This is a genomic window from Nitratireductor lacus, from assembly GCF_056431025.1.
In genome coordinates, this window is sequence record NZ_JBWKMB010000009.1 from 49582 (window position 1) to 72183 (window position 22602).

Here is a 22602-nt window from a genome sequence, read left to right on the forward strand (position 1 = left end):
ACTTCCTTTTGCATCAGCATGGCCGCCCCGCATTTCGCGAAGGCCCGGCCCTGTCTCCCTCTAATTCCTGCCAGACTTCGTTTTCTCGAGAAGCGCAACGCCAGCCGCGGCGAGTGCTTCTGCGCAACCGGGTGCGAAACTTGCCGGCTGGCCGTAATAGCGGTGCGCCTCGTCCACCTCATATCCGCCGAAAGCAAATTCCTCTGACGGCGGGATATAGCCGGGATTGTCTTCCGCGAACCCGGCGATGAAGGCCGGGCGCTCGCCGCATGCAGACCGCAGGCTAAGCGCGGTCGCCGCAAAGATCTCTCCGGGCAGGCCAAAGATTGGCAATCCGCCCCAATCGAGCAGGGAGACACGGCCCGACAGAGCGTTGGCCGGCTCAAGCGCAATGGTCTCGGCCCAGTGAATCCAGGCGTCGAGCAGCGCTGCCTGCGCGGGTTCCGCTACTGCACGCTCAGCGCGCCACCGCGCTGCCAGTTCCGCCGGCGTCTCCGTCTCACGGCGCTTGAATGGCAGGGCAACCTCAGCTTCCAGCGCCGTCACATCCCCGCCGAGCGCCTGTTCTGGTGCTTCCAGCGCTGCCTTTGCAATCGCCTCGCCAATCCGCTCGGCGGCGGCAAAGCTGCGGTCCGGGTTTGCGGCAAGGCTGATCGAGGCATGGGCGCTGTGCCCCGTGTTCGCGTCGCCCACACATCCGGTAACGAACAGGGCGGTGGCTCCGGGATGCGCGGTTTCCAGCGCGCGGCGCACATAGTGCGGATAGTCGGCGGTCCACAGCCGGTTGTCTGCGCCCAGCACGACGGGATGGCAGGCATAGCCCGTCATCAAGGCGATCATGTCGCCATTCTCGTCGCGCACACGCAGAAGCGGCAGAGCGCGATCCACCGGGCCGTCCGGGTGGCGGCGATTGCGGGCAATGTCCGGGTCGGATCCGAGCCCGACCGAGAGCGTTGCAGGCCTTTGCGCGGCGACCGCCTGATCGATGGCTTCGACACAGGCATCCTCCAGCCTCTGCAGATAGGCCTCGTCGGTCTCAATCGTCAGGCGTCCGGCCATGGAAACGGGGCCGCCATGATTGTGAAGGGCGCTGATGATGACATTGGTCTCGGGGAGGGCGCAGCGGCGGCGGATGCGTGCGCTCATGTCTCCGTGCAGGCCGATCACATCGGCAACCACCATCGCCGTATCGTTGACAGCCAGCGCACGCACTGTCAGCGTATCGTGCGCACCCGTTGCCGGCAGGGTGCGGGCGGCAAAGCCGGAAAGCGGCAAGCCTGCCGGCGGGGTGATGTCTACCGTGGCGACGCCTGCGCGGATCATGCGGAGAACACCTCTTCGCCGTGAACAAGCGTGGTCTTCAGCTCAAAGGAGCCGGTTTTCCCGTCAATTGAAAACCGGATGAGATCGGCCGGCGCATCCAGCTTCATCACGCCCCGCCCATCGACAAACGCACCCGGATTGGCCGTGGCGAGCCTGAGCGACTGCGCCAACGAAAGCCCGGCCATGCGCATCGCGATGGGAATGTTTGCAATCAATGGCAGGCCGGCTCCGGCCAGATAGGGTGTTCCGGCAATGCCCACGCGTCCATCGGCGCGCACCTCGACATCGCCGCCAATCGGCTGCCGGTAGATGCCGGGCACCATGCCGGCCAGCGCCACGCTGTCGGAAACGAGCAAGGCGCGTTCCAGCCCCTTGGCGCGCAGCATGGTCTTGAACGTGTCGTCCGGCAGGTGATGGCCATCGGCGATGAGCGTGGCCGTCAGCCGATCATCGGCGAGCTGCGCCCAGATAAGGTTGGGATGGCGGGGCATGAGCGCGGCTGCACCATTGCCCAGATGCGTCGAGAGCCGCGCGCCGGCCTCGGCGGCGGCATGCACCTGCTCGGGCGTGGCAGAGGAATGCCCAATGGCGACATGAACGCCCTGCGCCGTGATGGCGCGAATATAGGCTGGGGCCTCTTCATATTCGGGCGCAAGGGTCACGAGGCGGACAAGGCCGCCGCTCGCCTTTTGCCACGCATTGAATTCATCAAGCGATGGTGGCCGCACATGCTCCGCCGGATGCGCGCCGCGCGGCCCGTCCTCGGGCGCGATGCTCGGGCCTTCCATGTGAACGCCGGGGATCATGCGCGCGCAGAGAGGATCTTCGCGCCGCGCCGTAGCGATGGCATCAAGCCCATCGAGCAGCCGCTCGCGCGAGCCTGTCACGAGCGTTGGAAGATACGTGGTCACGCCGAGCCCGGCCATGATGCGGGTGAGTTCGCAAACGCGCTTCGGCGTCAGTGCGCCGTCATTCAGGTCGAGGCCTGCATAGCCGTTGACCTGCAGGTCGACCAGACCGGGCGTGAGATAGGCTTCATCCTGCGCGCCCGTCTCGGCAATGGCTGCGATCCGCCCGTCGCGGATCGTGATGGCGATGCCGCCTCCGGTAACGGGATCGCGCCCGGCTATGGTCTCTTCCGTGCTCACAGCGCGCGAACCCGGTCGCGGAAGCGCGCCAGGAAGCGGGCGTTTGCCTCATCGCCACCCGGTGCATTTCCGCTGCGCCAGACCGGCGGTTCGACGCCCCGGTCGAGCAGTTTGGCAACGGTGCGGATCACCAGGCAGTTGAGCGCGAACGCATTGGCAAATGTGGAGATGGCGGAGATGTTTTCCGTCATGCCCGGCAGGCTGACCACCGCATCGCCGATCGGCACTTTCGTGTCGATGGCGATGTCGACCACATCGTGCAGGTTCTTCTTTTCCGGGTGGCGCGCCGGGTGGTCCGGGCTCGTGCTTTCTGCGTGTTCGCGCGAGCTGACGCCGATGAGAAACGCCCCGCGAGACTTCGCCTCCAGCGCAGCATCGATCAGGGCTGCGTTGATGCCGTAGGCGTTTGCGAGGATCAGCACGTCGCCTTGGCCAAGGCGGGCATCGGCAATGACAACGCGGCCATAGCCCGGCGTGCGTTCGATCGCCATGGAGCGCAATGCGCCATTGGAAAGCAGCGTGCCTTCATCAAGAATCGCGCTCATATGCATCAGGCCGCCGGCCCGGAAAAACACCTCCTGGCTGGCGAGATTGGAGTGCCCGCCGGGGCCGAAAATGTGCACAAGCCGGTCCGCCTCGATCTGGGAGGCGAGGCGTTCGGCGGCCTTGTCCAGCGTGTTACGCTCTTCATCGAGAATGCGCTGCATGAGCGCGTGGCTCGTTGCGAGATAGTCTGCGCAGATCGCGTCGGCGTTGATCTCAGGCATCGGGGTCGGCCTCTTTGTCCAGGTAGAGTGTGCAGTTCTCATGTTCGCGCAGAATGCTTGCCGGGCAAGCGGTTGTCCGCTCTCCGTGCAGCGTTCCGTGCACGGCGTCGCGCTTGTGAGCGCCGGGCACGATGCAGAACATGCGGTCGGCGCGCAACAGCCTTGGAATGGTGAGCGTCAGCGCGGTGCGCGGCACTGCATCAAGGCTCTCAAAGCCGCCATCATCATATTGCTGCTGGCGGCAGACCGCGTCGAGCTCCACGAGTTTGACGTCCAGCGGATCGTCAAAATCGGCGATGGGCGGATCGTTGAACGCGATATGGCCGTTGACGCCGATGCCGAGGCACACAAAGTCGATGGGCGCTTCGTTAAGCAGCGCGGTGTAGCGTTGCGCTTCTCTCTCCGGGTCTGCGCCGGGGTCGATCCGGTGTGCGGCAGCCAGCGGCAGCGCATCGAAAATATGCCGGTTCAGCCAGTGCGCGAAGCGCTGGGGCGCATCCGGCGCAAGGCCGATGAACTCATCCATGTGAAAGGCGGTCACGCGCGACCAGTCGATGTCGGGCATGGCGCGAAGCTGCTCGATCATCGAGGACTGGCTCGGCGCGGATGCGAAAATGACCCGCACATTCTTCTGGCTGGCCAGTCTTTCGCGCAGCGCTTTGGCGATGTCGGCGGCAGCGGCTGCACCCATCGCGTCGCGGTCTGCAAAGGTTTTTACGGTGAGCCTGTCGATCTTCCGGTCAACAAGCGGGGTGGGCTGGAGCGCGGCTTGGCTGTGCTGCAAATCATGTCTCCCAAGAGTGCGCCAGCGAATGGCAGGACCTTGCGGCAGAGTAGAACGTGAATGCGCGCACTATGCTGTGCAACCGGTTGCATGTCAACCGGTTGCCTGAGGCCTCGCGGCGGTGCATCTTGTCGCCAGGAAAGCACAAGGTTCGAGGGCAGGCGGTGGCAGCGGAACGCAAAGGCGGCGTGACGATCAGTCAGGTGGCGAAGGAGGCCGGGGTGGCTCGCTCAAGCGTGTCCCGCGCCTACACGCGGCCCGACATGCTGAGCCCGGAGACGGTCGAGCGGATCAAGGCGGCCGCCGGCAAACTCGGTTACGTGCCAAATCACACGGCCCGTGCGCTCAGCACCGGGCGCTATGGCAATGTGGCGCTGATCGTGCCGGATGTCGCAAACCCGTTTTTCCCGCCCATGATCCGCGCCGCCCAGGTCGAGGCGGATCGCTCCGATTTCTGCGTGTTTCTCGGAAATTCCGATGAAGACCCGGAAAAGGAGGACCAGCTTCTCGGTCGTTTTGCCGGGCAGGTCGAGGGCATCATCCTGGCATCGCCCCGACTTTCGGACGAGCGCATCGCGGCCCATGCGCTGCTGCGCCCTCTGGTTCTGATCAACCGCGATGTGAAGGGCATCCCGAAAGTGCTGATCGACAGCGGTACGGGCATTGCCGAGGCGACCCAGCATCTGGCGGATTTCGGGCACCGCAACATCGTCTATGTCAGCGGCCCGTCCACCTCCTGGTCCAACAAGCAGCGTCGCGCCGCCGTGCGCCGGGCCTCAAAGAAGCTTGGCCTTGAGCTGAGCTTCGTCTCCGCCAGCGTTCCAAGTTTCGAGGCCGGTTTGCAGGCGGTCGATGCCATCCTCGCAAAGGGCGCGACGGCGGCGATTGCCTTTGACGACGTGACGGCGCAGGGCATTCTGGCCGGCCTTGGCGAGCGGGGCGTCAGCGTGCCCGGCGAATTCTCGGTGGTCGGCTGCGACGATGCGCTGGGACCGTTGACGGTGCCAAGCCTCACAACCGTTTCCAGCCGCTCCATAGAAGCTGGAAAGCTGGCTGTGTCTCTGCTGATGGAGGTGCTCGGGTCGCAGGCGGTGCGCGATGCTTCCTATGTTCTGGAGACGCATTTGATCGTTCGCTCGACGACAGGCCATGCCCCCCGGCGCGGTCGCGCGCGTGGCTGATTGGCCGGTGCTGTCCGGCCGGCCCGCGCACTGCACCGGTCAACCAACCGGTCGAATGGTCGTATCACTGAAAAGGCGGCCACAGTATAAGATCGCGTAATATGCATTATGGAACTCATGCTCTTCACGAAAGAACGCCCTCTTCTCGCAATTCGCCGATCTCAGCCCTGATCGTTTCGATGAATGCGTTCTCGATCCGGCTTAGCGGCCGGTCTTCATGATGGAAAATGGCCATTTCCCAGGGAATGGAAGGCTCCAGCGGCCGTTCAATCACATCATCGCCTGAAGGCAGGAGAATGCTGAACGGATCGACGATTGCGATGCCCACGCCGCGCCGCACGAGACCGTGCACCGCGCGCAGCGTGCGCGCTTCGGCTGCGATCCGGCGCTGGGCGCCCGCCGTCTGCATCATATAGTCGACGCGCGTGCGCAGCGGGCTGCCAATGGCAAGCTCTACGAAAACCTCCCGCTTCAGGTCCTCCAGGCGCACAACGTCGCGGCCCGCCAGCCGATGCCCGCGCGGGATCAGGCAGCGCGCTTCACAGGCGCCGAGCGGGATCAGGCGTGCGCCATAGGGGCTCGCATCGAGCGTGATGCCGACGCCGAGATCGCAGCTCCCCTCGTTGAACATGCGCAGCAGCTCTTCCAGACCCGTATCGACAATCTTCACCGCCACGTCGGGGTGCGTCTCCTTGAAGCGCGCCACCACGTCGAGGAGAAACGTATCCACATAGATCGGCTGGGCCGCCACCACAATGCGGCCCACCTGACGGTTGGCGATGGCGCGCGCCTCGCGTTCGAGCTCCTGAAATGTGGTCAGCGAGCGTGAGACATTGGCGTGAAAAAGGATCGCCTCATGCGTTGGCATCAGCTGGTTGCGTTTGCGGACAAACAGCGGAAAGCCGATCGTTTCTTCCAGTTGCCCGAGCAGGCGGCTCACCATCGGCTGGCTGATCTTGAGCGCGGCCGCCGCCCGTGTCGCCGAGCCATGGCTCATGAACGCATCGAAAGCTTCAAGCTGCTTCAGGTTCATCTGCGTATCCTCAATAGTCAGTATTCATAATTGTAATACTAACAGGCATTATTTGCAGAAGAAAGCATACTGTGCAAAAACCTCACGGCGCTCGAGCACTTCGAGCGAATGGATTCACTCTCCCTGGGAGGATTTGCATGAAATCTCTGATGAAAACCGTTCTGGCGGCAGCGGTTGTCGCCCTTGCTGCCGGCACTGCCCATGCCGATTATCCGGAAAAGGCCGTGACCATCGTTGCCCCTTATGGCGCTGGTGGTGCTTCCGATCTGGCAGCCCGCGCGCTGGCCGAAACGTCCCGCGAGCATCTCGGAGACCAGCCGGTCGTTGTCGTCAACAAGCCGGGCAATGGCGGCATGAATGGCGCGCGCTTCGTTTCCGAAAGCACGCCCGATGGCTACACGCTGCTGCTCGCCCGTGTCGGCATGGCGTTGTATCCCGCCGTGCAGGAAAGCTCGCCGGTCGGCTGGGACGATTACACCTTCCTCGGCTCGCTGGAAGCCACGCCGATGATCCTCGCGGTGGCGGAAAACTCTCCCTATAAGACCGCTGAAGAGCTGGTCGAGGGACTGAAAGCCAACCCCGGCGCTCTCACCTATGGCGCCTCCGGCGCCACCGCAATTGACGGCTTTACCGTCCAGGCGCTTCTCGCAGACAATGAACTCGACCCGCTGACGGCTGCAACCCTCGTCCCCTACAAGGGCGGCGGCGCGCTGGCGACTGCGCTTCTCGGTGGCCATGTGGATTTCCTCGCCATCGCGGCCGGTTCGCTGATGCCGCACATCGAGTCCGGCAAGATGCGCGCCCTCATGGTCTATGCACCGTCGCGCATGGAAACGCTGCCCGACGTGCCAACCGCTGCCGAGCTTGGCTTTGAAAAGGCTGGTCAGATCACCGGCTGGAGCGCGCTCTACGGCCCGAAGGATCTGCCGGAAGACATCGTGACCCGCTGGCAGGAAACGCTGGCAAAGGTTGCCGAGGACGAGAAATGGCTGGAGCTTGCCGAGCGTCGTGGCTCCATCTCCACCGCCGGCAAGGAAGATATGGCAGCCTATGCCAAGTCGCAGTACGAGCTCTTCAACGGGCTCGCCCGAGAGTTCGGCTATATTAAGTAAGTCGGCATAACAATGGAGGACGCGGCATGTTGAACAAGGCCATGCTCCGGGGGCTGTTGATTGCCCTGTTCTTCGGCACTGTGCTTTTCGCACTCATCCCGATCCATGTGCCGCGTCCGTCCTTCATTCCAGGCTTTGCGCCGCCGCCGGACATGTGGCCGCGCACCGTCTCCATTCTTGGGCTCGCGCTTGGCCTGTTGGCGATGGTGATCGCCACGCTCGGCGGCGGAAACGAGCCGAGCGACGAACCGGATAGAGAGCCGGCTTCGACGGTTGAATGGCGCAATCGATTGATACGGCTTGCGCTGGCACTCGCCGCATTCGCTCTCTTTGTCACTCTGGTGCCATTGCTGGGTTTTCTCGCCTCTTCCATGCTTCTGGCGCTTGCCTGTTTCCTGCTTGCCGGCGCATCCGGGCGGTGGGTTGCCGTTCTGGCTCTTGCCGTTCTTCTGCCGTTCGGCCTGCAGCTCTTCTTCGGCAATGTGACGCACACGCCCTTTCCGCCGGGAAGCTGGGGCCTCGTCCCCACCCTCAACTGACCGACCGCCACCGGGACCGCTCAACACATGTGGAACGATCTTCTTTTCGCATTCGAATCCGTCGCCACGCTCGCCAATGTGCTCGCCATGGGCGCGGGCATTCTGGCCGGCGTGATCATCGGCGCCATTCCGGGCATGACCGGCACGATGGCGGTCACACTTGCCCTGCCCTTCACCTTCTATCTGCCGCCCGTCACCAGCATTCTGCTGCTTGTCGCGCTCTACAAGGGCAGCACCTACGGCGCGTCGATCTCGGCAATCCTGATCAAGACGCCGGGCACTGCATCCGCCGCCTGCACGGTGCTCGATGGCTGGCCGCTCGCCCAGAAGGGCAAGGCCGGCAAGGCGCTCAACATGGCGCTCATCTCGTCCTGCATCGGCGACTTCCTGTCCAACATCTCGCTCATCTTTCTGGCAGCCCCTCTGGCGCTTCTGGCGCTGCGTGTCGGCCCGCCTGAATATTTCATGCTGATGGCCTTTGCCCTCACCATGGTTGCCTCCATTTCCGGCGGTTCGCTTTTGCTCGGCGTCGTGTCGGCCTGTTTCGGCCTGTTGCTCGCCACGGTTGGCGAGGACATGTACGGATCGTTCCGCTTCGCCATGACCGAGGACATGAAGAGCGGCCTTTCGGTTGCACCGGTGCTGATCGGCCTGTTCGCCCTGCCCGAGCTTTTGCGTCTCATCATGTTCCGCGACGAAAACCATGGCGAGGCCATGAAACTCGGCGATAACCGCCTGACACTGGCGGAGTTCCGCGGCTCGCTGAAATCCATCATTCGCGGCAGCTTCATCGGCGTGGTTCTGGGCGCCATTCCCGGCATTGGCCCGTCAGCGGCCGCCTTCTTCTCCTATGGCGAGGCGCGTCGCTCCTCGCCCAACGGCGAGAATTTCGGAAAGGGCGAGCTGGAAGGCATCGCCGCGTCCGAATCCGCCAACAATGGTTGCTGCGGCGCGACCATGATTCCCCTGCTGGCGCTCGGCGTTCCCGGCGACGTCATCACCGGCGTCATGCTCGGCGCTTTCATGATCCAGGGGCTCACCCCCGGCCCGCTTTTGTTCCAGAACAATCTGAACGAGGTCTACATGCTGTTCATCGGCATGATGTTCTCTTCGGTTCTCCTGTTCGGCGCGGGCAAGCTCACGGTGCGCTTCTTCTCGCACATCTCCTCCATTCCGCAGGTGCTTTTGACGCCGGTCGTTCTGATGCTGTGCATCTACGGCATCTACTCGATCTCCAGCAGCATGTTCGATGTCACCGTCCTGCTCGTCATGGGCGTTGTCGGCTTCATCATGCTGCTCCTGAACATCCCCCCGGCGCCGTTCCTGATCGCCTTCATTCTGGGGCCGATGTTCGAGGACAATCTGCGCCGCGCGCTGGCCATTTCGCGCGGCGATCCGTCCGTCTTTTTCCAGTCCGCCATTTCCTGGATTTTCGCAGGTCTCATCGTGTTCTTCGTCGGCCTGACGATCCGCCGGGAGTGGCAAAAATTCCGAGAGAATCGTGCAGCAAAGAATGCCTGAGGCCGAAAAGTCCACCATGTCACTGCTTGAGAATGCCAAGAGCCACCTGAAGGATCTGGTCGCCTTCGATACGACGAGCCGCTACACGAACCGGCCGCTCATCGACCACATGGCGGCGTTCCTGCGGGAATACGGCATCGAGCCGGTCATTTTGCTGGACGAGACAGGCGAGAAGGCAAACCTGATCGCCCGTATCGGCCCGGCCGACGTGCCGGGTGTCGTGCTTTCCGGGCACACGGATGTGGTGCCCGCTCTGGAAAAGGGCTGGACCTCTCCGCCCTTTGATCTGACCGAGCGCGACGGAAAGCTCTATGGCCGCGGAAGCTGCGACATGAAGGGCTTTGCCGCCTGCGTCATGGCGATGGTGCCGCAGCTTGTCGCCGCGAAGCTGGAGCGCCCCGTCTGGCTGTGCTTCTCGCATGATGAGGAAGTGGGCTGCCTTGGCGCGCCGGCCATCGCCGAATGGCTGGCGAAACGCGAGGTTCCGCCCATGCTTGCGATCATCGGCGAGCCGACCGACATGACGCTGGTGACCGGCCAGAAAGGCAAGATCGCCATGCGCTGCCATGTGCATGGAACGTCAGGTCATTCCTCCTTCGCGCCCGATCACGTCAACGCCATCGACAATGCCGCGCGCATCATTGCGATGATCGCCGAGCGTGCCGAAGAGATCGCCGAAAACGGCCCCTTCGACCATGATTTCACCGTGCCGCACTCCACCATGCTGGCAACCATGATTTCCGGCGGCGTCGCCACCAATGTGACGCCGGATCTTTGCAGTTTCACCTTTGAAATCCGTAGCTTACCCACTCACGACGCACGGGCCGAGCTGGAATTTCTGAAAACGCGCGCAAATTCGGAAATTCTGCCCAAAATGCAGGAAAAATGCGCCGAAACCGGTATCGAATGGGAAGAAATCTTCGCCTATCCCGCGATGGGCGACAACACGGCGAGCGAGGGCTTCGCCTTCTTCCGCGACATCATGCCCGAGTGGTCGGGAAAGGTCTCTTACGGTTCAGAGGGAGGCGTGTTTGAGACCATTGGCGGCATCCCTTCCGTGATCGTCGGTCCAGGCTCCATCCGGCAGGCGCACAAGCCGGATGAATTCGTCGAGGTCGAACAGCTTTCTCTCTGTCTTGCGTTTCTGGAAAAGCTGGCAGCGAAGATTTCCGAACCGGCGTGAACTTCGGCGCTATGGCGCGGGAGCAAAGCATCAACTAGCATGCGGCCTGTTGCCCGGAAGGGTGGCGGGCCGTTGTTTTTTGAGGTGCCTTCCGTGCAGTTGAGATTTCTGGAAACCTTCATTCACCTGGCGAAAGTGCGTAATTTTCGCAAGGTTGCCGATCTTCTGCACACCACCCAGCCAGTCATTTCCTCACGCATCAACGCACTCGAAAATGAGCTGGGCACCAGGCTTTTCGAACGCTCGAAGCGTGGGGTGCAGTTGACGAGCGAAGGCCGGGTCCTTCTTTCGCATGCGGAGATGGTGGTCGAACTCACCAATGAAATGAAATGGCTGGTCAACAAGAGCAGAAAGATGACCGGCTCGCTGCGCGTTGGTGTGACCGACACGATCCTGCGCTCCTGGTTCGTGCAGTTGATGGAGTGTTTTCGGGAGAAATATCCCGGCGTGAACATTGAGATGCTCTCCTCGACCTCGGCCGAAGTCATCCAGTCCCTGCGCGATCACGCGGTGGATGTGGGACTGGCAATGCGGGATGGGAACGATCCCAAACTCGACTTCGTGCCACTCGGCTCGTTTCCGGTCGCCTGGGTCGCAAGCCCAACCGCCTTCCCCATTCGCAGGGCGGCGGTGGGTACGCTGCTCGACATGCCGATTCTCAGCTTTCCCAAGAACTCGATCCCCTACAAGACACTGGAGCGCTATCTGAAAATGCACTCCAAGGTGCGGGTCAATGTGCACTCGTCCAATTCCATTGCAACCATTGTGCAGATGGCCGAGGAAGGGCTTGGCATCGCGCCGATGCCGCGCGCGGTGGTGATGAAGGAACTGGCAAGCGGCACGCTGCACGAAATCGCGGTGGATGTGGAATTTCCACCGCTTGAGTTTTTCGCGATCACCGAAGCCTCGCCCCGCAAGACCCTGAGGGACGAATTCGTGGAAATGGCCCGGCAGCAGGCGATTGCCTATTCGAGCCGCTTTCCTGATGACTATCTGATCAACCCTGATTGAAAAAAATTATCACCGGAAGCCATATTTTTCATTTGGACTTTTTAAGACGGCTCTCCGATCCTGTTCCCATAACCAGACAAAAACGATGGGGAAGGATAATGAACCGTATTCTACGCAATGTTCTGGCCGCAGGCGTGATGACAGCGATCGGCGCCGCCGCCACGGTTTCGGCCCATGCCGAGACCTGGCGCATGGCGCACAAGATGCCGCCGGACAGCATCGAGGGCGAACTGTTCCAATTCTTTGCCGACAAAGTGGTCGAGAAGACCGGCGGTGAAGTTGAGATCAAGGTGTTTCCGAACGAGCAGCTCGGCTCCGACGACACGGTCCTCGAACAGCTTCAGATCGGCACCGTGAATGTCTATCCGGAAGGCACGAGCTATCTCCAGAAATGGGTGCCGGATATCAAGTTCACCTCGGCCCCCTTCCTTTTTGACGACCGCGAGCACTGGGTCCGCTTCATGCAGACCGATCTGGTCAAGGGCTGGTTCAAGCAGATCGAAGACGAAGCCGGCATCGCGCTGATCGGTTCTCCGACCGCCTTCCTGCGTGGCCCCTATCGCGTGATGGTGACCGACAAGCCGTGGACGAACCTGGAAGAAATGCAGGGCACGCGGCTGCGCATGCATCCCGACGAGCTGGCCGCTGCCGCCTGGCGCCATCTGGGCGCAGAGGTTCGCACGCTTGCCTGGACGGAAGTCTATGAATCCATCAGCCGCGGCATCGTCGATGCGGTGAACAGCCCGATCGCGCTGGTCGAGCCGATGAAGTTCTACGAGGTTGCGCCACACGTGATCCGTCATGACGAATACCCGCAGGGCATGGCCTTCATGACGAACGCGAAGCGCTGGAACGCCCTATCCGATGAACTGCGTGCACAGGTTCTCGATGCCTTTGCCGAAATGGCCGAAGAGTCGGAAAAGCGCATGATTGCTGCGGCGAACAGCGATCTTGAAGCCATGAAGGCCAAGGATGTCGCCTATACGGAACCGGACACTTCGGATTTCGTTGAGCGCATGCAGAGCTTCTATCAGGAGATGGAGGAAAAGGGCGAACTCCCCGACGGGTTCCTTGACGCGGTTCGTTCGTCGCGCGCCGAATAGGCATCCTTTGAACTCACATTGATGGGGGAGGTTTCATGCCCGTCCTGGATCGAATCCTGGCCGTTATCGACCGGCTGTTTCTTGTGGGAGCGAATGCGGCATTGTTCGCCATGCTCCTCGTGACCGCACTCAATGTCGCGTCACGCGCATTTCTCGGTCAGGGGGTGGTCTGGGCCTTCCCCATCAGCATCGTCTGCTTCGTGTGGATGAGTTTTCTGGGCTTTTTCGTCGTCTACAGGCAAAATAAGGACATCACCGTCGATTTTCTGCTGAACGCCACTCCGCCCCCGGTGCGCCGCGCCGGGCGGATGCTGGTGGACATCGCCGTTATCGCGCTCTTGCTCATCATCTTGCGCGAAGCACCGGAGCTGATCCAGCGGCAGGTGGGCAATATCGAGATGGTTGGCATTCAGCGCTATTGGCTGAGTGTCCCCTTCTTCGTGTCCTGCGGGTTGATTGCCCTGCACTTCTTCAGCGACTTCGTGCATGCCCTCAGAGGGCATGCGGAGCCTGAGCATCACCCTGCGGGCGACATCTAGGATCCGGGTAGAACCATGACCTTGCTACTTTTCGCGGGCTTCGTCGCCCTCATCCTTCTGCGTGTGCCGATCACCATGGCCATCGGCCTGGCGGTGCTCTCCGCCCTCATCTATGCGGGCTTCTCCGACACGCTCTACATCATTCCGCTTCAGGTTCTCGACGGCGTCGACAACCCGTCCCTGCTTGCCATCCCCTTCTTCATCATGGCGGGCAATCTGATGAATGGCGTCGGCATGACCGACCGCATCTTCAACTTCGCCTCCGCGCTTGTCGGCCATATGCGGGCCGGCCTCGCACAGGTGAACGTCGTCTCGTCGCTGCTCTTCGCCGGTGTCTCCGGTGCGGCCGTGGCCGATTGCGCCGGCCTCGGCACGATCGAGATCAAGGCGATGCGCGAGCGCGGTTATCCCGCTCCCTTCGCGGCGGCCCTCACGGCGGCAAGTGCGGTGGTCGGGCCAATCATCCCACCATCCATCAGCCTTGTCGTCTATGCGTTTCTGTCCAACACCTCGGTGGCGCGGCTTTTCCTTGCAGGCATCATTCCCGGCCTCATCGTCGGTCTGTCGCTGATGGCATTCAACTACCTCGTCGCACTGAAGCAGGACTTTCCGCGCGAGGAACGCAAGAGCCTGCCGCAGATCGGCCGTTCCGCCATCGACGGTATCGCCGCGCTGGTTGCACCGGGCATCATCCTTGTCGCCATCCTCACCGGTTTCACGACCGCGACGGAAGCCGGCGTTCTGGCCTGCGTCTACACCATCGCGCTGGGTTTCGTTTACCGCACCTTCTCCTTCCGCATGCTCTGGCAGGCGCTGACGGAGACGATGACCATCACCAGCGTCATCATGATCATCATCGGTTTCTCGCATGTGATGGGCTGGCTTCTGGCCATCGAGCAGATCCCGCAGCAACTGGCTGATCAGATTCTTCTGTTCACCGAATCGCGTACGGTCTTCCTGTTTCTCCTGCTCGGTTTCCTGCTTCTGGTGGGCTGTTTCGTGGAAGGTGTGCCGGCAAAGCTGATCCTCGTGCCAATGCTTCTGCCGATCATCGACCAGTTCGGCATCGACCGCATTCATTTCGGCCTGATCATCACCCTGGCGCTTCTGATCGGCATTGCCACACCGCCCATGGGCATCGCGCTCTACATCGTCGCTGAGGTGGGCAAGGTGCCGTTCGAGAAAGTGGCTGTGGCGATCCTGCCCTTTCTCATCCCACTGATCGTTGCCCTGCTCGTGATCACCTTCGTGCCCGAGCTGGTGCTCTTCCTTCCCAATCTCGTTCTGGGGCCGGCCTGACGGCCGCCCCAATCAAACTCCAAAGCAAGGGAAATTCATGAAAATCTCCGTCATTCAAATGAACTCGCAGGACGACAAGGCAAAGAACATTGCCGATGCGGAAGCCTTGATCCGCAAGGCCGTTGCCGAGGACAAGTCCGATCTCGTCGTGCTTCCCGAAACCTTCACCTATATGGGCGGGACCGTGGAAAGCCGCCGCGCCCATGCGGAAACCTTTCCCGATGGCGAAGCCTACCGCGCCATGTCGGCCCTGGCCGCCGAGCTGAAGGTGAACATTCACGCCGGCTCCATGGCCGAGGCTGCGGGCGAGAAGTGCTACAACACGACCATCGTGTTCGACCGGCAGGGCAAGGAGATTGCCCGCTACCGCAAGATCCATCTCTTCGATGTGAAGGTTCCCGGCGGCCAGAGCTATCTGGAATCCGACACGATGAAGCGCGGCGAGGACGTGGTCGTCTACGAGCTGGAAGGCGTGAAAATCGGTTGCGCCATCTGCTACGATCTGCGCTTCCCGGAGCTGTTCCGCAAGCTGCGTGACAAGGGCGCCGAGGTGATCGTGCTGCCCGCCGCTTTCACGCTGCAGACCGGCAAGGACCATTGGGAACAGCTTCTGTGCGCCCGCGCCATCGAGACCCAGTCCTATGTGGCCGCATCGGCCCAGATCTTCGGGCATGACGAAGGCAAAAAGCTGTGTTTCGGCCACTCGCTGATCATCGATCCATGGGGCGTGACCATCGCCAACTGCTCGGACCGCGTCGGCCATGCAAGCGCGACCATCGACACCGGCTATGCCGAGCAGATCCGCCGCTCCATGCCTGTCGCAGACCATCACGTCGTCGCATAAGGAATACGCATATGTACCAGGTCAACTCGATGCCGGAGCAGCTGGCACAGGCCAAGATCGACAAGCTGATGCAGGTGGAGACCGCCACGGTCGGCCACTTTCTGCACGCAAACTTCCTCGACACGGGCATCCGCTCCATGCTGCCCAGGGTGCGGGCCGCCGGAACGGCGGTGACCCTGCGCCTGCCCCATGCCGACAGCACGCTCCTGCATTACGCGATGGACCATATCCGGCCCGGCGATTTCGTGATCATCGATCGTGCCGGCGACACACGCCACGCCTGTTGGGGCGGCGTCATCACCCACACGGCGGCCCGCAAGAAGGCCGCCGGTGCGGTGGTGGACGGGCCGGCGACAGACGTTGCCGATTTCGAGCGTCACGGTTTCCCCATGTGGTGCCGGGGCCCCTCGCCCATCACCACCAAGCTGCTGGGCGTTTCGGGTGAAATGAACATCCCCGTCAGCGTTGGCGGCGTGGTGGTCAATCCGGGCGATGCGGTGCTGGCCGATGAAAACGGCGTGCTGATCCTGTCTCCCGACGAGGTGGACATGGTGGCAGACCGCGCCATCCAGATGCAGGCGCGTGAAGTCGAACTTCTGAAGCGCATCGACGCCGGCGAAAGCCTGCCGACCATTTCCGGCGCCAAGGCGCGCGTTGAGGCAAGCGCCTAGGATCTGGCAGCGGCTCATCCACAAATCATACCCGTCATCCCGGATAGCCCAGCGGTCGGCCGGGATGACGGGTATGGCCTCTCGATAGAGGAAGAGGGCTTCGAGACATGGCTCGAAGCCCCCTTCCCAAACTTGTTGCCCGGCATCTGACATGGGTGCTTGACAAGAGCGCCTCACTTCTCCCACCTTACGGCCTCACCTGGGGGGTCCCGCCAAGGGGCTGAGATTCTGCTGGGCATGGTTTTCCATGCAGCGCAGTGACCCGATGAACCTGATCCAGTTCATACTGGCGTAGGGATGGTGCATGCCTGGCGGGTCGCTGGCTCCTTCGAGCCGAAATCCATTTCCATAGCGGAACGTCAGCGCTCTTCCTCCTCTCGGCACGAACTGGGTCTCCATTGCTGACTGAGCAGAGGAGGCTCTGACCCATGGATGCTATCGCTCCGAAAGTGACCACCGGCCCATTGCCGGCGTCGCGCAAGATCTACAAACCCGGCAAGCTTCACCCCGACATTCGCGTGCCCATGCGCGAGATCGCCGTGCACCCGAGCGCCGGCGAGCCGCCGGTGACCGTTTATGATTCCTCCGGTCCCTATTCCGATCCGGACGCGCTGATCGAGATTGAAAAGGGTCTGCCGCGCATCCGCGAGGCCTGGGTGAAGGCGCGCGGCGATGTGGAGGCCTATGAGGGCCGCCATGTGAAGCCGGAGGACAATGGTTTCGTTTCCGGCGACCGGCTGACGCCGGAGTTTCCAACGCGCCACCAGCCGCTGCGGGCAAAGGACGGCAAGGCCGTCACGCAGCTTGCCTATGCGCGGGCCGGCATCATCACGCCGGAGATGGAATATATCGCTATCCGCGAGAACCTTGGCCGCGAACAGGCGAAGGCCACGCTCGTGCGCGATGGCGAGAGCTTTGGCGCGGCCATTCCCGATTTCGTGACGCCGGAATTCGTGCGCGACGAGGTGGCGAAGGGCCGGGCGATCATTCCCGCCAACATCAACCACCCGGAAGCCGAGCCGATGATCATCGGCCGCAATTTCCTCGTGAAGATCAACGCCAATATCGGCAATTCCGCCGTCACCTCCTCCATGGCCGAGGAGGTGGACAAGATGGTGTGGGCAACGCGCTGGGGCGGCGACACGGTGATGGACCTTTCCACCGGTCGCAACATCCACAACATCCGCGAATGGATCATCCGCAATTCGCCTGTGCCGATTGGCACGGTGCCGATCTATCAGGCGCTGGAGAAGGTGAACGGCATTGCCGAGGATCTGAACTGGGAGGTCTTTCGCGACACGCTGATCGAGCAGGCCGAACAGGGCGTCGACTATTTCACCATCCATGCGGGAGTGCGACTGCATTACATTCCGCTGACGGTCGATCGGGTGACGGGCATCGTCTCGCGCGGTGGCTCGATCATGGCCAAGTGGTGCCTGCATCACCACAGGGAGAGCTTCCTCTACGAGCATTTTGAGGAAATCTGCGACATCTGCCGCGCCTATGACGTCTCCTTCTCGCTGGGCGATGGCCTGCGTCCCGGCTCCATCGCCGATGCCAATGACGCCGCGCAGTTTGCCGAGCTGGAGACGCTGGGCGAGCTGACGCAGATCGCCTGGAAGAAGGACTGCCAGGTGATGATCGAGGGCCCGGGCCACGTGCCCATGCACAAGATCAAGGAGAACATGGACAAGCAGCTCGATGTCTGCGGCGAGGCGCCCTTCTACACGCTTGGGCCGCTCACGACCGACATTGCGCCGGGCTATGACCACATCACGAGCGGCATTGGCGCGGCGATGATCGGCTGGTTCGGCACGGCCATGCTCTGCTATGTCACGCCGAAGGAGCATCTGGGCCTGCCCGACCGCGACGATGTGAAGACGGGCGTCATCACCTACAAGATCGCGGCCCATGCGGCAGACCTCGCCAAGGGGCATCCGGCAGCGAAGATCCGCGACGATGCGCTTTCGCGCGCGCGTTTCGAGTTTCGCTGGGAGGACCAGTTCAACCTCTCGCTCGACCCCGAGACTGCGCGCAACTTCCACGACGAGACGCTCCCCAAGGAGGCGCACAAGGTGGCGCATTTCTGCTCCATGTGCGGGCCGAAATTCTGCTCCATGCGCATCTCCCACGACATCCGCGCCGAGGCCCAGAAGGAGGGCATGGCGAAGATGGCGGAGAAGTTCCGCGAAGGCGGCGAACTCTACATGCCGCTGGAGAAGGCGGTCGAGCCCGGGGAGTGATCCATGCATGTCCTTGTTCGTGGGGCCGGCGTCGCCGGCCTCACGCTGGCGCATGAGCTGGTGCGGGCGGGTGTACGGGTGACGGTGTGCGATGTCCGCTCAGGCCCGGCGGGCAGCGCGTCGTGGCTGGCGGGCGGCATGCTCGCACCGTGGTGCGAACGCGAGAGCGCGGAAGAGCCGGTGCTCACGCTCGGAAAGACCGCGGCGGACTGGTGGGAGGCCGCCCTTCCCGGCCATGTCGTGCGCAATGGAACGCTGGTGGTTGCGCCGGCGCGGGACCGGGCGGAGCTCGACCGCTTTGCCGTGCGCACGACCGGCCATGAATGGCTGGAGGGCGAGGCCGTTGCTGAACTGGAGCCCGATCTTGAAGGCCGGTTCCGCCGTGGGCTTTTCTTTCCCGGCGAGGCTCATCTCGATCCGCGCCGGGCGCTGACGGTGCTGATTACCAGGCTGAAAACGGCAGGCGTACGCTTCGCTTACGGTAACGATACGCCTGTCGAAGCAGACCGAATTGCCGACTGCACCGGCATGGCGGCGGCGGATCCGGAGCTGCGCGGCGTGCGGGGCGAGATGCTTCTGCTGCGGACGAAAGAGGTCAGGCTTTCGCGCCCGGTGCGCCTGCTTCACCCGCGCATACCGGTCTATATCGTGCCGCGGGCGGATCACCATTTCATGGTGGGCGCGACGATGATCGAAAGCGATGACGATGGGCCGATCAGCGCCCGCTCGACGATGGAATTGCTCAACGCGGCCTACAGCCTGCATCCGGCCTTTGCCGAGGCGAAGATCGTGGAGACGGGTGCCGGCGTGCGGCCCGCCTATCCCGGCAACCTGCCGCGCGTGAAGCGCACGCGGGAGGGCATCAGCGTGAACGGGTTCTACCGCCACGGTTTTCTGCTCTCGCCGGCCATGGCGCGCGAGGCGGCGGCTCTCATCCTGAACGAACGCGTGGAGGTGTTCGATGAAGCTCACGGTTAATGGCGAAGCGCGGCACGTGACAGCAGCAACGCTGGCCGCCCTGCTCGATGAACTGGACTACGCGCCCGACTTTCTCGCCACCGCGCGCAATGGAGAGCTTGTTCCGGCAGCGGAACGAAGCCGGTGTGCGCTCAAAGACGGGGACCGGATCGAGATCCTTTCGCCCATGCAGGGAGGCTGACATGCTGGAAGTCTATGGCGAAACCCTGTCCTCGCGGCTGCTTCTGGGAACCGCGCAATACCCCTCCCCCGCCATCATGGCGGATGCGGTGCGAAAAAGCGGCTGCGAGATCGTGACCGTGTCGCTGCGCCGCGAGATGGCGGGCAACCGCAATGGCGGCCGGTTCTGGGAGCTGATCCGCGAGCTCGGTGTGCGTGTTCTGCCCAACACGGCGGGCTGCCATTCGGTGAAGGAGGCTGTCACCACGGCGCAGATGGCGCGGGAGCTTTTCGGCACGGACTGGATCAAGCTGGAGGTGATCGGCCATCACGACACGCTCCAGCCGGATGTGTTCGGCCTTGTCGAGGCCGCACGCACTCTGAGCGATGAGGGCTTCAAGGTTTTTCCCTACACGACCGACGATCTGGTGGTGGCCGAAAGGCTGCTCGACGCGGGATGCGCGGTGCTGATGCCCTGGTGCGCGCCCATCGGCTCGGCGCGGGGACCGGTCAATGCGGATGGGCTCAGGGCCATGCGGGCAGAATTTCCCGATGTGCCGCTTATCGTGGATGCGGGGCTTGGACGACCATCGCATGGAGCCATGGTGATGGAGCTGGGTTTCGATGCCGTTCTTTTGAACACGGCCGTTGCAAAGGCCGGGGACCCGATCGCCATGGCGGCAGCCTTTGCCGGTGCTGTCGATGCGGGGCGGCAAGCCTTTCTGGCCGGTCCGCTGGAGCCGCGCGACATGGCCGTTCCTTCAACGCCGGTGATCGGCAAGGCGGTGTTTGAATGAAACTCGATCCCTTTTATCTGATTGTCGACAGTGCCCACTGGATCGCCCGGCTCGTTCCTCTCGGCGTGAAGCTCGTGCAGTTGCGTATCAAGGAGATGGATGAAGCAGCACTTCGTGGAGAAATCATCGAAGCAAGGCGCATCTGTGCCGAAAACGATTGCCAGCTCATCGTCAACGACCACTGGCGGCTGGCCATCGAAACGGGCTGCGATTTCATCCATCTGGGCCAGGAAGATTTGGCCGGGGCCGATCTCGAGGCGATCCGCGCGGCGGGGCTGAAGCTCGGCATCAGCACCCATGATGGGGCGGAACTGCGCACAGCCCTGGCGGAAAAGCCTGACTATGTGGCGCTCGGGCCGGTCTATCCGACGATCCTCAAAAAGATGAAATGGAACCCGCAGGGGCTCGACCGGCTGGCCGACTGGCGCAAGCGTGTCGGCGATGTGCCGCTGGTGGCGATTGGCGGGCTGAATCCCGAACGGCTTCCCGGCGTGTTTGCCGCCGGGGCGGATAGTGCTGCCGTGGTGACCGACATCACGCTGAATCCAGATCCGGAAGCGCGCACGCGCGAATGGCTGGCAGCCACCGCGCAATGGCGGTGAGCATGGCGCATGTGCTGGTGATTGCCGGTTCGGACTCGTCTGGCGGGGCCGGCATCGCGCGCGATGTGGAGACACTTGCTGCCTTTGGCGTGAAAACCTGCCTCGCGCTCACAGCGGTAACGGTGCAGACCCACACGGCGGTGGAGCGCGTCCAGCTCTGCGACCCCGATCTGGTGGAAGCACAGATGCGGGCTGCCCTCTCGGCAAACGCGGTCGCGGCGATCAAGATAGGCATACTTGGAAGCCGCGAGACCGTGGGGCGCGTTGCGGCGGTTCTGCGCGAACACGCCGCGATACCGGTGGTGCTCGATCCGGTGATCGCATCGTCTTCCGGGCGGGCGCTGCTTGCCGACGATGCCATCGCATTCATGCGCGAAAACCTGATGACGCTTTGCAGCCTCGTCACGCCCAACCTACCCGAACTGGCGCTTCTTTCAGGCGATAGCGAGGTCGAAACTGAGGCGGGCCGATTGCTCCGCGGTGGGGTGAAAGCGCTGCTCGTGAAAGGTGGGCATGCTGATGGCCCTCTCGCCGTGGATACGCTGTATGAGGCGGGAGAGCCGCCACTGCGGTTCGAGGGGCCACGTCTGCCCGGCACGATGCGGGGCACCGGCTGCATGCTGGCAAGCGCCATCGCTGCGGGTCTTGCCCGGGGCGATGGGCTGGAGGCCAGCGTGCGCGCGGCAAAAACCTATTTGTCCGAACGCTGGCTGGCCGGTTGAAATCAGATCAGAGGATTTCGGAGAGCTTTATCGCACGGCCTTCCTTCACCGAGAGGAGCGCTGCATCGGCCAGTGCCAGCGCGCGCAATCCGTCTTCGCCGGAAGGCGATGCCGGCTTGCCCTCGACAATGGCGGCGATGAAGCTGGCAATCTCGGCGGCATAGGCCTCCGTGTAGCGGGTCATGAAGAAATCGTGCAGCGGCGGGCGGGTAAAACCCTGCGCATTGGCGATCTCGATGGAAACGGGCCGCTGGTTTTCCGCAGCGATTGCGCCCTTAGCACCCAGCACCTCGATCCGCTGGTCATAGCCATAGGTGGCGCGGCGCGAATTGGAGATGCTGCACTGGCGCCCCGACGCGGCGGTGAGGATGACGGACACGCTGTCGAAATCGCCCGCCTCGCCAATGGCCGGATCGACCAGAACAGAGGCGGTGGCGAACACCGTTTCAGGCTCCTCGCCAAGCAGGAAGCGCGCCATGTCGAAATCGTGGATCGTCATGTCACGCAGAATGCCGCCCGATGACTTGATGTAGCTGATGGGCGGCGGACCGGGATCGCGCGAGGTGATCTGCACCATCTCGACAGGGCCGATCCGGCCTTCGTCGATGGCAGCGCGCACGGCGGCGAAATGCGGGTCGAAGCGGCGGTTGAAACCCACCATCAGCACGGCGCCGGTTTCCTTCACCACACCAAGGCACTGCTTCACGCGGGCAAGGTTCAGGTCGATGGGCTTTTCGCAGAAAACGGCTTTGCCGGCGCGGGCAAAGCGCTCGATCAAATCCGCATGCGTGTCGGTCGGCGTGCAGATGACAACGGCATCGATGCGCCTGTCGGCCTCAATGTCTTCAATGCTGCGAACCGCGCACCCATAGGCATCGGCGATAGCCTGTGCGGCCTCTGCAAAGGCATCAGCGACGGCGACAAGCCGGGCGTCCGCATTGCCGGCAATCGCTTTTGCATGCACCTTGCCGATGCGCCCGGCACCAAGAAGCGCGAAGTTCACGGTCATAGAGGGTCTTTCTGTCTGGGTTCCTGAAGGCTTT

General features: G+C 62.7%; 23 protein-coding genes and 1 riboswitch. Of the genes, 17 read left to right on the forward strand and 6 right to left on the reverse strand.

Going from position 1 to position 22602, the window contains the following annotated elements; translation table 11 throughout:
• Window positions 1–60 precede the first annotated feature (60 nt).
• Genes AC07E3_RS09340 through AC07E3_RS09355 form a run of 4 tightly spaced genes read right to left on the reverse strand, consistent with a single transcriptional unit; the run spans window position 61 to window position 3929 of the window.
• On the reverse strand, window positions 61–1323 hold the full coding sequence (locus AC07E3_RS09340; protein ID WP_478361410.1) for a neutral/alkaline non-lysosomal ceramidase N-terminal domain-containing protein: 1263 nt from the start codon (window positions 1321–1323) through the stop codon (window positions 61–63).
• Window positions 1320–2471: an N-acetylglucosamine-6-phosphate deacetylase gene (locus AC07E3_RS09345; protein WP_478361412.1), complete on the reverse strand. Its 1152-nt coding sequence runs from the start codon at window positions 2469–2471 to the stop codon at window positions 1320–1322. The genes AC07E3_RS09340 and AC07E3_RS09345 overlap by 4 nt, the downstream gene beginning before the upstream one ends.
• On the reverse strand, window positions 2468–3238 hold the full coding sequence (locus AC07E3_RS09350) for a sugar isomerase domain-containing protein (RefSeq protein ID WP_478361414.1): 771 nt from the start codon (window positions 3236–3238) through the stop codon (window positions 2468–2470). The genes AC07E3_RS09345 and AC07E3_RS09350 overlap by 4 nt, the downstream gene beginning before the upstream one ends.
• The gene (locus AC07E3_RS09355) at window positions 3231–3929 is read right to left on the reverse strand and encodes a 6-phosphogluconolactonase (protein ID WP_478361578.1); all 699 of its coding nucleotides are present in this window, start codon (window positions 3927–3929) and stop codon (window positions 3231–3233) included. Before AC07E3_RS09355 ends, AC07E3_RS09350 begins: the two co-directional genes overlap by 8 nt.
• A 257-nt stretch (window positions 3930–4186) precedes the next feature.
• Here AC07E3_RS09355 and AC07E3_RS09360 point away from each other — a divergent pair, with 257 nt between their 5' ends.
• A complete protein-coding gene (locus AC07E3_RS09360; protein WP_478361416.1) occupies window positions 4187–5203 on the forward strand; it encodes a LacI family DNA-binding transcriptional regulator in 1017 nt (338 codons plus the stop codon).
• 124 nt (window positions 5204–5327) lie between these two features.
• Here the strand turns inward: AC07E3_RS09360 and AC07E3_RS09365 are convergent, their stop codons facing one another.
• Window positions 5328–6236: a LysR substrate-binding domain-containing protein gene (locus AC07E3_RS09365; RefSeq protein ID WP_065817982.1), complete on the reverse strand. Its 909-nt coding sequence runs from the start codon at window positions 6234–6236 to the stop codon at window positions 5328–5330.
• Between the two features lie 137 nt (window positions 6237–6373).
• On the opposite strand from AC07E3_RS09365, the gene AC07E3_RS09370 reads away from it, so the two are divergent.
• The 16 genes from AC07E3_RS09370 to AC07E3_RS09445 all read left to right on the forward strand — a co-directional run bounded on the left by AC07E3_RS09370 (window position 6374) and on the right by AC07E3_RS09445 (window position 21559).
• Window positions 6374–7348, forward strand: a complete 975-nt coding sequence (locus tag AC07E3_RS09370; protein ID WP_478361418.1) for a Bug family tripartite tricarboxylate transporter substrate binding protein — start codon at window positions 6374–6376, stop codon at window positions 7346–7348.
• A 26-nt stretch (window positions 7349–7374) separates the two neighbouring features.
• A complete protein-coding gene (locus AC07E3_RS09375; RefSeq protein ID WP_478361420.1) occupies window positions 7375–7887 on the forward strand; it encodes a tripartite tricarboxylate transporter TctB family protein in 513 nt (170 codons plus the stop codon).
• Between the two features lie 27 nt (window positions 7888–7914).
• Window positions 7915–9408 (forward strand): tripartite tricarboxylate transporter permease, encoded by a 1494-nt coding sequence (locus AC07E3_RS09380; protein ID WP_478361422.1) that lies wholly within the window; start codon window positions 7915–7917, stop codon window positions 9406–9408.
• Window positions 9401–10591, forward strand: coding sequence for an acetylornithine deacetylase (gene argE / locus AC07E3_RS09385; RefSeq protein ID WP_478361424.1), 1191 nt, complete (start codon window positions 9401–9403; stop codon window positions 10589–10591). The genes AC07E3_RS09380 and argE overlap by 8 nt, the downstream gene beginning before the upstream one ends.
• Window positions 10592–10684: 93 nt before the next feature.
• On the forward strand, window positions 10685–11602 hold the full coding sequence (locus AC07E3_RS09390; RefSeq protein WP_478361426.1) for a LysR family transcriptional regulator: 918 nt from the start codon (window positions 10685–10687) through the stop codon (window positions 11600–11602).
• Between the two features lie 98 nt (window positions 11603–11700).
• A complete protein-coding gene (locus AC07E3_RS09395; RefSeq protein ID WP_478361428.1) occupies window positions 11701–12705 on the forward strand; it encodes a TRAP transporter substrate-binding protein in 1005 nt (334 codons plus the stop codon).
• 35 nt (window positions 12706–12740) lie between these two features.
• Entirely contained in the window at window positions 12741–13244 is a 504-nt protein-coding gene (locus tag AC07E3_RS09400) for a TRAP transporter small permease (protein ID WP_223006574.1), read from the forward strand.
• 15 nt (window positions 13245–13259) lie between these two features.
• Complete coding sequence (locus AC07E3_RS09405) at window positions 13260–14543, forward strand: TRAP transporter large permease (RefSeq protein ID WP_478361431.1); 1284 nt, start codon at window positions 13260–13262, stop codon at window positions 14541–14543.
• A gap of 37 nt (window positions 14544–14580) precedes the next feature.
• Window positions 14581–15387 (forward strand): carbon-nitrogen hydrolase family protein, encoded by an 807-nt coding sequence (locus AC07E3_RS09410; protein ID WP_478361433.1) that lies wholly within the window; start codon window positions 14581–14583, stop codon window positions 15385–15387.
• Between the two features lie 11 nt (window positions 15388–15398).
• Window positions 15399–16058 (forward strand): RraA family protein, encoded by a 660-nt coding sequence (locus AC07E3_RS09415; protein WP_007007227.1) that lies wholly within the window; start codon window positions 15399–15401, stop codon window positions 16056–16058.
• Window positions 16059–16248: 190 nt separating this feature from the next.
• A riboswitch (TPP riboswitch) is annotated at window positions 16249–16374 on the forward strand.
• A 112-nt stretch (window positions 16375–16486) separates the two neighbouring features.
• The gene (gene thiC / locus AC07E3_RS09420) at window positions 16487–18301 is read left to right on the forward strand and encodes a phosphomethylpyrimidine synthase ThiC (protein WP_478361435.1); all 1815 of its coding nucleotides are present in this window, start codon (window positions 16487–16489) and stop codon (window positions 18299–18301) included.
• 3 nt (window positions 18302–18304) lie between these two features.
• Entirely contained in the window at window positions 18305–19279 is a 975-nt protein-coding gene (gene thiO / locus AC07E3_RS09425) for a glycine oxidase ThiO (RefSeq protein WP_478361437.1), read from the forward strand.
• Complete coding sequence (gene thiS, locus AC07E3_RS09430; protein WP_478361439.1) at window positions 19263–19460, forward strand: sulfur carrier protein ThiS; 198 nt, start codon at window positions 19263–19265, stop codon at window positions 19458–19460. Before thiO ends, thiS begins: the two co-directional genes overlap by 17 nt.
• A gap of 1 nt (window position 19461) precedes the next feature.
• Window positions 19462–20235, forward strand: coding sequence for a thiazole synthase (locus AC07E3_RS09435; protein ID WP_478361442.1), 774 nt, complete (start codon window positions 19462–19464; stop codon window positions 20233–20235).
• Window positions 20232–20837 carry a thiamine phosphate synthase gene (locus AC07E3_RS09440; protein ID WP_478361444.1) on the forward strand — a complete coding sequence of 202 codons (606 nt, stop codon included), beginning with the start codon at window positions 20232–20234 and terminating at the stop codon, window positions 20835–20837. Before AC07E3_RS09435 ends, AC07E3_RS09440 begins: the two co-directional genes overlap by 4 nt.
• Window positions 20807–21559: a hydroxymethylpyrimidine/phosphomethylpyrimidine kinase gene (locus AC07E3_RS09445; RefSeq protein ID WP_478361446.1), complete on the forward strand. Its 753-nt coding sequence runs from the start codon at window positions 20807–20809 to the stop codon at window positions 21557–21559. Before AC07E3_RS09440 ends, AC07E3_RS09445 begins: the two co-directional genes overlap by 31 nt.
• 7 nt (window positions 21560–21566) lie before the next feature.
• Here the strand turns inward: AC07E3_RS09445 and iolG are convergent, their stop codons facing one another.
• On the reverse strand, window positions 21567–22568 hold the full coding sequence (iolG, locus tag AC07E3_RS09450; RefSeq protein WP_478361448.1) for an inositol 2-dehydrogenase: 1002 nt from the start codon (window positions 22566–22568) through the stop codon (window positions 21567–21569).
• Between the last annotated feature and the right edge of the window lie 34 nt (window positions 22569–22602).

Bases quoted from the DNA above. Each gene is read 5' to 3' on its own strand.
- AC07E3_RS09340 (WP_478361410.1), bottom strand. From the start codon at position 1,323: ATGATCCGCGCAGGCGTCGCCACGGTAGACATCACCCCGCCGGCAGGC.
- AC07E3_RS09350 (WP_478361414.1), bottom strand. From the start codon at position 3,238: ATGCCTGAGATCAACGCCGACGCGATCTGCGCAGACTATCTCGCAACG.
- AC07E3_RS09355 (WP_478361578.1), bottom strand. From the start codon at position 3,929: ATGGGTGCAGCCGCTGCCGCCGACATCGCCAAAGCGCTGCGCGAAAGA.
- AC07E3_RS09365 (WP_065817982.1), bottom strand. From the start codon at position 6,236: ATGAACCTGAAGCAGCTTGAAGCTTTCGATGCGTTCATGAGCCATGGC.
- AC07E3_RS09370 (WP_478361418.1), top strand. From the start codon at position 6,374: ATGAAATCTCTGATGAAAACCGTTCTGGCGGCAGCGGTTGTCGCCCTT.
- AC07E3_RS09375 (WP_478361420.1), top strand. From the start codon at position 7,375: ATGTTGAACAAGGCCATGCTCCGGGGGCTGTTGATTGCCCTGTTCTTC.
- AC07E3_RS09380 (WP_478361422.1), top strand. From the start codon at position 7,915: ATGTGGAACGATCTTCTTTTCGCATTCGAATCCGTCGCCACGCTCGCC.
- argE (WP_478361424.1), top strand. From the start codon at position 9,401: ATGCCTGAGGCCGAAAAGTCCACCATGTCACTGCTTGAGAATGCCAAG.
- AC07E3_RS09395 (WP_478361428.1), top strand. From the start codon at position 11,701: ATGAACCGTATTCTACGCAATGTTCTGGCCGCAGGCGTGATGACAGCG.
- AC07E3_RS09400 (WP_223006574.1), top strand. From the start codon at position 12,741: ATGCCCGTCCTGGATCGAATCCTGGCCGTTATCGACCGGCTGTTTCTT.
- AC07E3_RS09405 (WP_478361431.1), top strand. From the start codon at position 13,260: ATGACCTTGCTACTTTTCGCGGGCTTCGTCGCCCTCATCCTTCTGCGT.
- AC07E3_RS09410 (WP_478361433.1), top strand. From the start codon at position 14,581: ATGAAAATCTCCGTCATTCAAATGAACTCGCAGGACGACAAGGCAAAG.
- AC07E3_RS09415 (WP_007007227.1), top strand. From the start codon at position 15,399: ATGTACCAGGTCAACTCGATGCCGGAGCAGCTGGCACAGGCCAAGATC.
- thiC (WP_478361435.1), top strand. From the start codon at position 16,487: ATGGATGCTATCGCTCCGAAAGTGACCACCGGCCCATTGCCGGCGTCG.
- thiO (WP_478361437.1), top strand. From the start codon at position 18,305: ATGCATGTCCTTGTTCGTGGGGCCGGCGTCGCCGGCCTCACGCTGGCG.
- thiS (WP_478361439.1), top strand. From the start codon at position 19,263: ATGAAGCTCACGGTTAATGGCGAAGCGCGGCACGTGACAGCAGCAACG.
- AC07E3_RS09435 (WP_478361442.1), top strand. From the start codon at position 19,462: ATGCTGGAAGTCTATGGCGAAACCCTGTCCTCGCGGCTGCTTCTGGGA.
- AC07E3_RS09440 (WP_478361444.1), top strand. From the start codon at position 20,232: ATGAAACTCGATCCCTTTTATCTGATTGTCGACAGTGCCCACTGGATC.
- AC07E3_RS09445 (WP_478361446.1), top strand. From the start codon at position 20,807: ATGGCTGGCAGCCACCGCGCAATGGCGGTGAGCATGGCGCATGTGCTG.
- iolG (WP_478361448.1), bottom strand. From the start codon at position 22,568: ATGACCGTGAACTTCGCGCTTCTTGGTGCCGGGCGCATCGGCAAGGTG.